Source organism: Streptomyces sp. rh34 (assembly GCF_002551245.1).
Classification (GTDB): domain Bacteria; phylum Actinomycetota; class Actinomycetes; order Streptomycetales; family Streptomycetaceae; genus Streptomyces.
Window position 1 is genome coordinate 1 of record NZ_NTGZ01000262.1, and the last position, 10,191, is coordinate 10,191.

Annotated in this window: 8 protein-coding genes; all 8 read left to right on the forward strand. The window is 68.2% G+C overall.

What is annotated here, in order from left to right; all coding sequences use genetic code 11:
* Window positions 1-370 precede the first annotated feature (370 nt).
* Entirely contained in the window at window positions 371-1,093 is a 723-nt protein-coding gene (locus CR470_RS31370) for an IclR family transcriptional regulator (protein ID WP_097870861.1), read from the forward strand.
* Between the two features lie 149 nt (window positions 1,094-1,242).
* Window positions 1,243-1,923: a thioesterase II family protein gene (locus CR470_RS31375; RefSeq protein ID WP_257138977.1), complete on the forward strand. Its 681-nt coding sequence runs from the start codon at window positions 1,243-1,245 to the stop codon at window positions 1,921-1,923.
* 149 nt (window positions 1,924-2,072) lie between these two features.
* Complete coding sequence (locus CR470_RS31380) at window positions 2,073-2,867, forward strand: ABC transporter ATP-binding protein (RefSeq protein WP_097870863.1); 795 nt, start codon at window positions 2,073-2,075, stop codon at window positions 2,865-2,867.
* The gene (locus CR470_RS31385) at window positions 2,867-5,413 is read left to right on the forward strand and encodes an ABC transporter permease (RefSeq protein WP_097870864.1); all 2,547 of its coding nucleotides are present in this window, start codon (window positions 2,867-2,869) and stop codon (window positions 5,411-5,413) included. The genes CR470_RS31380 and CR470_RS31385 overlap by 1 nt, the downstream gene beginning before the upstream one ends.
* Window positions 5,414-5,635: 222 nt before the next feature.
* The gene (locus tag CR470_RS31390) at window positions 5,636-7,708 is read left to right on the forward strand and encodes an ABC1 kinase family protein (protein WP_097870865.1); all 2,073 of its coding nucleotides are present in this window, start codon (window positions 5,636-5,638) and stop codon (window positions 7,706-7,708) included.
* Window positions 7,709-8,021: 313 nt separating this feature from the next.
* Window positions 8,022-8,276, forward strand: a complete 255-nt coding sequence (locus CR470_RS31395; protein WP_097870866.1) for a LysR family transcriptional regulator — start codon at window positions 8,022-8,024, stop codon at window positions 8,274-8,276.
* A 183-nt stretch (window positions 8,277-8,459) separates the two neighbouring features.
* Window positions 8,460-10,016, forward strand: coding sequence for an acyl-CoA carboxylase subunit beta (locus CR470_RS31400; RefSeq protein ID WP_257138978.1), 1,557 nt, complete (start codon window positions 8,460-8,462; stop codon window positions 10,014-10,016).
* Window positions 10,013-10,191, forward strand: a 179-nt coding sequence (locus tag CR470_RS31405) for an acyl-CoA carboxylase epsilon subunit (protein WP_306667823.1), incomplete at its 3' end; no start/stop codon positions are given. The genes CR470_RS31400 and CR470_RS31405, both read left to right, overlap by 4 nt.

Genomic DNA, 10,191 nt, shown 5'->3' on the forward strand with positions numbered 1-10,191 from the left:
GTCGGACGCGGCCCGGCGGAGAGCCCCGGCCGCAGCCGCACGCGGGCGTCGCGTCGCGCCCGGGGGCGCGCGGTGCCCCGAACGCGATAACGGTTCGGTTCCGAAGGCGACTGGCATCTTGCTGTAAGCGAGTTGCCAGCATTCGGCCGAGCCGGTTAGACATGAGTCAAAGCACTCATTCCGATGGTGCATCCCCAGCAGGGAGCTCAATTCCGAGCTGCGCCATGATGCCCGGCGTTCTGAAAGGTGGATCCGTGAGCCTGGAAACGATCGGCCTCGTGTCTCCCGGTCGGGGAACGCGGCGTCGGAAGGCGGGCGAGCCGCTGCGGGAGAGGGCCGGGGCCGGACGGATGGAGCGGATACCGCTCTCATGACCACCTCGACTCCGGAACGCGGACTGAGTGGAGTGGGCGTTCTCGACAAGGCGTCGCTGCTGCTCGATGTGGTCGGCGCCGGCCCGACCTCGCTGGCCGGACTGGTCGCGTTGACCGGTCTCAAGCGCCCCACGGTGCACCGGCTCGCACTCGCACTCGAGCGGTTGCACCTGCTCGGCCGCGATGGGCACGGCCGATTCGTGCTGGGGTCGCGGCTGGGGGAACTGGCGGGCACGGCGTGGCAGGGGCAGTTGATGGTGCGGGCCGAACCGGTCCTGGTGCGGACGCGGGATCTGACCGGCGCGAGTGTCCGGCTCTACCGGCGTGTAGGAGAACTCCAGACCTGCGTGGTCTCCGCGGAGAGCGGGACGGACCCGAAGTCTTCTCCCTACGTCGGAACGGCGTTCCCCATGAAGTCGGGCTCGGTCTCCCAGGTGCTGCTCGCCTGGGAGCGGGCCGATCGGCTGAGCCGGGCGCTGCGCGGCGCCAGGTTCAGCGCGACCACCCTGGCCAATGTGCGGCGCAAGGGGTGGGCCCAGAGCGCGGAGGGGGTGAGCCCGGGCATGATCTCGGTGTCGGCTCCGGTCCGCGATGTCGAGAACAACGTGATCGCCGCGGTCTCGCTGTCCGGGCCGCTCGGGCAGTTGTCCAGCAACCCGGGCCCCCGCTACAGCAAAGTCGTGCTTCATGCCGCCGCACAGCTCAGTGGTCTGGGATGAGCACGCGTCGGACTCGGGCTCGTCGGGTCGCCCCGGCCGCGGGTGCGCCGAAGGCTCCGGGGATTCAGTAGTGAGGGGAACCCATGACCGTGACCGGTAGTGCCAGGACCAGGTGGTTCCGCCGACACCCGGCGGATGGGACGGCACGGATGAGGATCGTCTGCCTGCCTCATGCGGGGGGCGCCGCCAGCTTCTTCCATTCCTGGGGGAAGGCGTTCGGCGGCGGGATCGAGGTGATGGCAGCGTGCTATCCCGGGCGACAGGAACGGATCGCGGAACCCTGCCTGGACAGCATGGCGCCGCTGGCGGACGCGATTGCCGAGGAACTGATCCCGTTCCTGGATCTTCCGGTGGTGTTCTTCGGGCACAGCATGGGGGCCTCGCTCGCCTACGAGGTCACCCTCCGGCTGCAGAACGAATACGGTGACCGCATCGCCGGTCTCCTCGTCTCCGCCCGAGAAGCCCCGCACCGCACGACTCCGAAGACCATTCATCTCAGGGATGACGAAGGACTGATCGCCGAGGCGAGACGACTCGGTGGCACCGATTCGGCCTTGCTGGACGATCCTGGTCTCAGGGAACTCGTACTCCCGGCCCTGCGCTCCGACTTCCGTATTGCCGGTACCTATCGGGCACTTGAGCCTGTTCCTGTGCAATGTCCTGTCTTCGGATATGTGGGGGAGCAGGACACGGTCAAGGCGGCCGATATGCAGGAGTGGTCCCAAGTGAGCCCCGGCGGTTTTGGCCTGCGGGTGTTCCCGGGCGGGCACTTCTACCTGGTTGCCGAGAAGGACGAGCTGGTCAAGGACATCGCCGGCCGGATCGGCTGACCCCGAGAGAGGGGCAGAACGCCGGCGCCAGGCTGATTTCAAATGTTCTATATGGACTCGTGGTTTCCGCTCAGCCGGTAGGACAATCTGTGCCGTCGGTGGCTGCGGCGTTTCGAGCCCACCTTTCAGGCGTGCCGCTGAGCGTTGAGATGGAACCTTACTTGAGGAGTGTGAGTCGTGTGACCGCGACTGTTTCGAAGCCGCAGCAGATTGCTGCCAGGGCGGTGGACGTGACGAAGCACTACGGCATGGGCGAGGCTCAGGTAGCGGCTCTGCGCGGGGTGAATGTCGAAATCCTCGGTGGTGAGTTCACGGCGATCATGGGCCCCTCGGGATCGGGCAAGTCGACTCTCATGCACTGCCTGGCAGGTCTGGACCATGTGACGTCCGGAGAGGTGTACGTCGGTGACGCCCAGGTCAACGGTATGTCCGACAAGGAACTGACCAAGCTTCGGCGGGGCCATATCGGATTTATCTTCCAGCAGTTCAACCTCATCCCGACGCTCACCGCGGAGGAGAACATCCTCCTGCCGCTGAAGATCGCCGGTGGTACGCCGTCGAAGGACTGGTTCGACCGGGTCATCGACACCGTGGGCCTGGCCGGGAGGCTGCGTCATCGTCCGACCGAACTCTCCGGCGGGCAGCAGCAGCGAGTGGCCTGCGCTCGAGCGCTCATGGCTCAGCCGGATGTCATCTTCGCCGACGAGCCGACCGGTAACCTGGACTCCACTTCGGGTGCCGAGGTTCTCAAGTTCCTCCAGCACTCAGCCCGTTCACTCGGGCAGACGATTGTCATGGTCACGCACGATCCGGTGGCGGCGGCCTATTCCGACCGCGTCATCTTCCTCGCCGACGGCCAGATCGTCGACGAGATCACCGAGCCGACGGCAGAGGCCGTCCTCGCCATGATGGGTAAGATCGACGCTCAGGCACGGGTGGCGTGATGCTGACAGCTACCCTCAAGAGCCTTCTCTCCCGCAAGCTCCGGCTCCTGATGTCGGGTCTGGCCGTCGTCCTCGCCGTGATGTTCGTGTCCGGTTCCATGGTTATCAAGGACACGCTCGGCCGTTCCTTCGACGCCCAGTTCACCGGCGCCTACGAGGACCTCGACCTCCACGTCTCGCTCAAGCCCAAGGTCAAGGCCGAGACCGGCGGGCCGGCCTCGGTGGTGCCGGCGCTGGACGCGGCGGCCGTGAACCGGGTGGCCGCGGCCTCCGGAGTGGACAAGTCCCTCGGGATCGTCAAGGTCGAGGGAGCCCGCGTCCTCGGCAAGGACCGCAAGCTGGTGCCGAGCACCGGCGGCCCCCGGTACGGCGAGGGCTGGCGTGGTGAGAGCGAGCTGCTCAGCCTGCGTTCCGGCCGCGGACCACGGGCCGCCGAAGAGGTCGCCATCAACGCCACGCTGGCGGAGAAGGCCGGATTCAAGGCCGGCGACCGCATCGAGGTGCTGACGTCCGAGCCGAAGAAGTCCTTCACCGTCGTCGGCGTCTTCGGCTACTCCGAGGGCCGCGACTCCATCGGCGGCGAGCAGACGGTGGCGTTCACCGAGCCGGTCGCCCAGCAGCTCATGCTGGGGAAGCCCGGCGCGTTCTCCGGTATCGGCGTCGTCACCGACTCCGGTGCTTCGGCCGCCTCTGTCAAGGGCGCGCTGGTCAAGGAGCTCGGAAACGACTACACGGTCGCCACCGGTGAGGAGTTCGCCAAGAAGGAGTCCGACAAGTCGAGCGCCATGCTCGACATGATCAGCCAGTTGCTTCTCGGGTTCGCCGGGATCGCGGTGTTCGTCAGCGTATTCCTGATCGTCAATACCTTTTCGATCATCATCGCCCAGCGGCTTCGGGAGCTGGCCCTGCTGCGGGCCCTGGGCGCCAGCCGGCGACAGATGATCAACTCGGTGCTGCTGGAGTCGTTCGCGATCGGGCTGGTCTCCTCCGTGCTCGGTCTGGCCGCCGGCGTCGGAGTGGGCGCGCTCGGATCCAGCCTCGCGGGCGGCTCGATCGAAGGCCTTGAGATCGCCTCTCTCGGGGTGCCCGCGAGCGCGGTGGTCACCTCCTTCGCGGTGGGCATCGTGGTGACCATGCTGGCCGCGCTCTTCCCGGCCCTGCGGGCCTCGCGGGTGGCGCCCATCGCAGTGATCCGGGCGGCCGCGACCCCGGATCACAAGGGACGCAAGCAGACCTGGATCGGTGCGATACTCCTCGCGCTCGGCGTCGTCCTGGTGACGATCGCTCTGGTCGGGTCCAGCGGAATGTCCACCATGCTGCCCGCGGTGATGCTGAGCTTCGTCGGCATCGCGCTGCTGGCGCCGCTGGTGAGCCGGCCTGCGGTGTGGGCGATCGGTGTGCTGTTCTCCCGGGCCCTTCCGGGGCAGCTCGGTCGCCGCAACGCGGCCCGTAACCCCCGCCGTACGGCAGTCACCGCCTCGGCCATCATGATCGGTGTCGCCCTGGTCACCGCGGTCAGTACGCTCGCCGCATCGTTCGAGAGCAGCGTCACCGACGAGTTCAAGCAGACGCTCAAGTCGGACCTGGTGGCCAAGGGCGACGGCCCTTCGGCTCAAGGCGCGCCCATGGACCCGGACGCGCTCGCCCAGGCGGCTCGGGTGCCAGGGGTGAAGCAGGTCGCGATCGCGATGCTCGACTCGGGAACGGTGGACGAGAAGGCCCAGAAGGTCACCTCCTGGCAGGACTGGGACAAGGCGCGTGACGTCCTCGGTGTGACCGCGAAGCAGGGATCGCTGCTCCCTCCGCCCGCCGGCAGCGTAGTCATGGACGAGGCCTCCGCGAAGGCCCACAGCGCCAAGGTCGGCGACAAGATCACCGTCCAGCTGCAACGCGGGGAGCCTCGCACCTACCAGGTCGCGGGCATCTTCGAGAACTCCACGTTCACCAACAGCATCGTGGTGCCTTGGGACGACGCCCAGACCGGCTTCAGCGGCAAACTGCCGTCGCAGGCCTTCTTCGAGCTGGAGGACGGAACCGCCACTTCCGCGGTGGTGCCGCAGATCGACGAGCTGCTCAAGGACAGCAGCCCCGAGGCCAAGGTCATGACCAAGGCCGAGGTGAGGGACGAGTTCAGCAGTGCCTTCGCCCTTCAGGTCACCGTCGTGCAGGCGCTGCTGGGTGTGGCCATGCTCATCGCGGTGCTCGGCATCATCAACACGCTTGCCCTGTCCATCCTCGAGAGGACCGCGGAGTTGGGCGCGCTGCGCGCCATCGGCCTCGGCCGCGGACAGACCGTGCGCATGATCATGACCGAGTCGATGCTGATCTCGCTCTTCGGCGCGGTGCTCGGTCTGGTGGTCGGCAGCGTACTGGGCCTCGCGATGTCCCATGCCCTGGAGGATCAAGGCGTCAGCCATCTGGCGCTCCCCTGGTCGCAGATGCTGGCCTACCTGATCGGCGCCGCGGTCGTCGGCATCATTGCTTCGCTCGCCCCCGCACGGCGCGGCGCACGTCTCAACGTGCTGCACGCCATCAGCCACAGCTGATCGAGCCGCGCGCGAGGGCGGCGATATGACGGAGGGGTGGAGAGAAAGTGGCCCCCGCCTGGCTCTCCACCCCTCTTTTCTCCCCTGGCCGCCACCGGACACCTCCGGTGAAAGGCCGCAGGCCTTCGGCCGGCCTCGACGGCCCCACCGAGTGCTCCACCGCCAGGACCGCTGACTCCGTCCGGTCGGCCGCTTCCTGTCACCGATAGAGGGAACGTGCGCATGACCGTGCTGGCAGCCTTCAGCTTCGAACACACCTCCCGCTGGCTGCTGCTCCTGCTGTTGGCAGCGGCGCTGCTCGGGGTCATCGTGCTCGGAGTCTCGGCGGTCTCCCGGCGGCTTCTCGGCATACGGGTCGGCCCACTGCGCGCTCTCTGCGCCGGTCTGGTGGGACTCGTCGTGATGACCGTCCTCGAGCAGATGATGCGGAACGACCAAGGCAGCGAGGCGCTGTACAGCGTACAGATCGCGCTGTCCGTCCTTGCCGCGATGGTCACCCTGGTCGTCACCGAGGTCTTCCTTCCCTACGGCAGCTGGTCGCGGTCCATGCAGATCTGGCGGGCCATGGTGGGCCGGCTCAACCGGACGCGCCGCTACTCGCAGATCAGCCGGATCTTCATGCGGCACGGCCTCGGCGGAATGCTGCGCGGCCGGGGCAATTGGGACCGCGCCCTGCGGCCCGGCGCATACGGCGAGCGGACGGCTCGATCCCTGCGGCTCGCGCTGGAGGAGTGCGGTGGCGCCCTGATCAAACTGGGTCAGGCCCTTTCCACCCGTCGCGACGTGCTCCCCCCGCACTTCATCTCCGAACTCAGCTGTCTTCAGAGCAGCGTGCCGGCCGCGCCCTGGCCGGAGGTCGAGGCGGTGCTCCACCGGGAGCTGGGCCGGCCCGTCGAAGAGGTCTTCGAGTGGATCGAGCACGTCCCGCTCGCGGCCGCGTCCATCGCCCAGGTGCACCGCGCCAGACTCCACGGGGGCCCCGTCGTCATCGTCAAGGTGCAGCGCCCCGGCATCAGGGAAGCGGTCGAGCGTGATCTCGACATCGTCCTCGCCATCACCCACAGCCTCCAGCAGCGCGCCCGGGCCTCACGGGCTCTGGGCATGAAGGATCTGGGCGACGGTTTCGCCAAGTCACTGCGTGAGGAACTGGACTTCCGTATCGAGGCCCGCAACTCGGCCGCGATCGCCGAGTCCTGCGGGGCCCTGGAGGAAGGCGCGTCGGTCCGCATTCCGCGGGTGTACTGCGAGTTCACCACGGCCAGGGTCCTGGTCCAGGAGTGGCTGCGAGGGGTGACGTTCGACCGTGCGGGCGTTCTCGCCGACCGCGAGGGCCTGGACCGTCAGGAACTGGCCCGCACCGCCTTCGCGTCCATGCTGCATCAGATCCTGCGGGTGGGCGTTTTCCACGCCGACCCGCACCCGGGCAATCTGCTGCTGCTCGACGACGGGCGGATCGCACTGCTCGACTTCGGATCGGTGGGCCGTATCGAGCCGTCGGTGCGCCTGGCCATCCAGGAGCTGCTGGTGGCCGTGGGCAGGGGGGACTCGGCCGGTCTGCACGACGCGCTGATCGCCATGCTGGGCACCCGGGCCACGGGTGGAGATCTCATGCTCGACTCCCTGCTGCTGGAGCGCGAGCTGGGGCAGTTCATGGCGCACCACCTCGGTGCCGGCGCCCAGCCCGACACGGAGATGTTCACCGCCCTCTTCCAGATCGTCACCCGGTTCGGACTGTCGGTGCCGCCCGAGGTCGCCGCCGTCTTCCGCGCCCTGGCCACGATCGATGGCACACTGGGTCAGCTCGCTCCCGGCTTCAACATGCTGGACGAGGGGCGGACGTTCGCCGCCGCGATCCTTGCCGACCAGTTGGGGTTCCGCAGGGCGGGCGCGTGGCGGCGGGAAGGGAAGAGCGACTTCGCGTCCGATTTCGCGTCCCTGATGAACGGCGCCGCCGAAGAGGTCTATTCGATCCTTCCGATGCTGCGCCGGCTGCCCAGACGCGTCGAGCGCATCGGCGCGTCGCTGGAGGACGGACGGTTCGCGGTCCGGGTCAGGGTCCTCGCCCACGAGGGGGAACAGCGCTTCGTCTCCGGGCTGATCCACCAGATGACCGTCGCTCTGCTGGCGGCCTGCACCGGGTTGATGGGGGTGGTCCTGGTGGTGTTCGGTACCGGCCGCGGCCCACGCGTCGCCGACCAGGTGGGGCTGTTCCCGCTGCTCGGATACCAGTGCCTCGCGGTGAGCGCGATCCTGATGCTTCGGGCGCTGTACACCGCGATGCGACGGCCCGGCTGACACGCCTCGGCTCCTGCCGGGGCCGCACGAAGGGCCGTCCGGCGCCGACGACGCGTGTTCCCGTACGCGACGGGTCACCATGGGTTCAAGGCAGTGGCCCACGCCGTCACCAACCTGGCCCACGAATCGCCGCATCCCGCCATTCCCGCCCGGGCCGCGCGCCCGTGAGGCACGCGTCTTGCAGCTTCCTGCCTCGTCCATTGCCCCTGTACTTCACATGCCTTGATATGGACTGGAAGGTATGGAGAGCCGGTGCGTCGGCGCCGGAGTCCAGTGAGGCCGCTCGCGGCACGCTGGTAGAACAGGGGGCGGTATGCACGAGCGTGAGTTCCGCGCTTTCGTGTCCGTGGCTGAATTCGGCCGCATGGATCAAGCTGCGAAGGAGCTGGGCTATTCGCAGCCCGCCATCAGCTACCAGATCAAGTGTCTTGAGCAGATGTTGGGTTCCAAGCTGTTCACCCGGGATTCGACGGGCGCACGGCTCACCCGGGAAGGCCGCATGATCCTGCCCTCCGCCCGGGCGGTTCTGACCCTCATCGACAGCATGAAGGGTGTCTGCGCGGCATGAGTGGATGAGCTCCGGAGCCGGCTTCACGAGCCGGGTCCGGAGCCCTTGTCCGGCAGTCGGACCACTTCCCCGGGAACCGGTCAGGAGCCTCTGGCCGGCGGGGGGCCTCCTGACGGGTCCGATCCAGCCGCGGAGCACAGGCGAACGGCCTTCGGCCACAAGTGACGGGGGAAGCTCATGAGGATGAACGGCGGGACCATGCGGGAGCGCACGGCCGAGTTGCTGGCGATACGCGCGGAGGTGCTTGAGGGCAACGCCCAGGGCACCGGACAACAGCACGCCAAGGGCAAGCTGACGGTGCGCGAACGCATCGAGCTGCTCCTCGACGAGGGCTCGTTCAACGAGGTCGAGCCGCTGCGGAGGCATCGGGCCACCGGTTTCGGTCTGGAGCACAAACGGCCGTACACCGATGGCGTGGTGACCGGCTGGGGAACGGTGCACGGGCGGACGGTCTTCGTGTACGCCCATGACTTCCGCATCTTCGGCGGTGCGCTGGGCGAGGCCCACGCCACGAAGATCCACAAGATCATGGACATGGCGCTGGCCGCGGGAGCCCCGCTGGTCAGCCTGAACGACGGTGCGGGCGCCCGTATCCAGGAGGGTGTCTCGGCGCTGGCCGGGTACGGTGGCATCTTCGAGCGCAACACCCGGGCGTCCGGTGTGATCCCGCAGATCAGCGTGATGCTCGGCCCGTGCGCGGGCGGCGCGGCCTACTCCCCGGCGCTGACGGACTTCGTGTTCATGGTCCGGGAGACGTCGCAGATGTTCGTCACCGGACCGGACGTCGTGAAGGCGGTCACCGGCGAGGAGATCACCCAGAACGGCCTCGGCGGTGCCGATGTGCACGCCGAGGTGTCGGGCGTGGCGCACTTCGCCTACGACGACGAGCACAGTTGCCTCGCCGATGTCCGCTTCCTGTTGTCGCTGCTGCCCGACAACAACCGGCAGGTCCCGCCGGCCGTCCCCGCTTCCGACCCGGCCGACCGCCGGTGCGAAGCGCTCTACGACCTGGTGCCCACCGAGGGCAACCGCCCGTACGACATGCGCGAGGCGATCGAGGAGATCGTCGACGACGGCGAGCACATCGAGATCCACGAGCGTTGGGCCGTCAGCGTGATCTGCACGCTGGCCCGTCTGGACGGACAGGTGGTCGGCATCGTCGCCAACCAGCCGCAGTCCATGGCCGGGGTGCTCGACATCCACTCCTCGGAGAAGGCCGCGCGGTTCGTCCAGTTCTGCGACGCGTTCAATATCCCGCTGGTGACCCTCGTGGACGTGCCCGGCTTCCTGCCCGGTGTCGGGCAGGAGCACGGCGGGCTGATCCGGCACGGGGCCAAGCTGCTGTACGCGTACTGCAACGCGACCGTGCCCCGTATCCAGGTCATCCTGCGCAAGGCATACGGCGGGGCGTACATCGTGATGGACTCCCGGTCCATCGGCGCCGACCTCTCGTACGCCTGGCCGTCCAACGAGATCGCCGTCATGGGGGCCGAGGGCGCGGCCAATGTGGTGTTCCGCCGTCAGATCGCGGCGGCGGACGATCCGGCCGCCGTGCGAGGACAGCTGGTCAAGGAGTACCAGGCGGAGTTGATGCATCCCTACTACGCGGCGGAGCGGGGCCTGGTGGACGACGTCATCGACCCGTCCCGAACGCGCGGGATCCTCATCAGTTCCCTGGCGATGCTTCGCGAGAAGCACGCCTCCCTGCCGGTACGCAAGCACGGGAACCCGCCGGTATGACGGGCGCCGCGGGGACACCTCTGGACGGCCCGCTGGGGCCCGCGCTGATCAAGGTCATCCGTGGAAACCCGACGAGGGAGGAGCTGGCCGCGGTGGCCGCCCTGCTGCTGGCCCGCGACGAGGGCGCCGGCCGCCGGGCCCGCAGCGTCGCCCGTATGCGGGCCGCGCGCTGGTC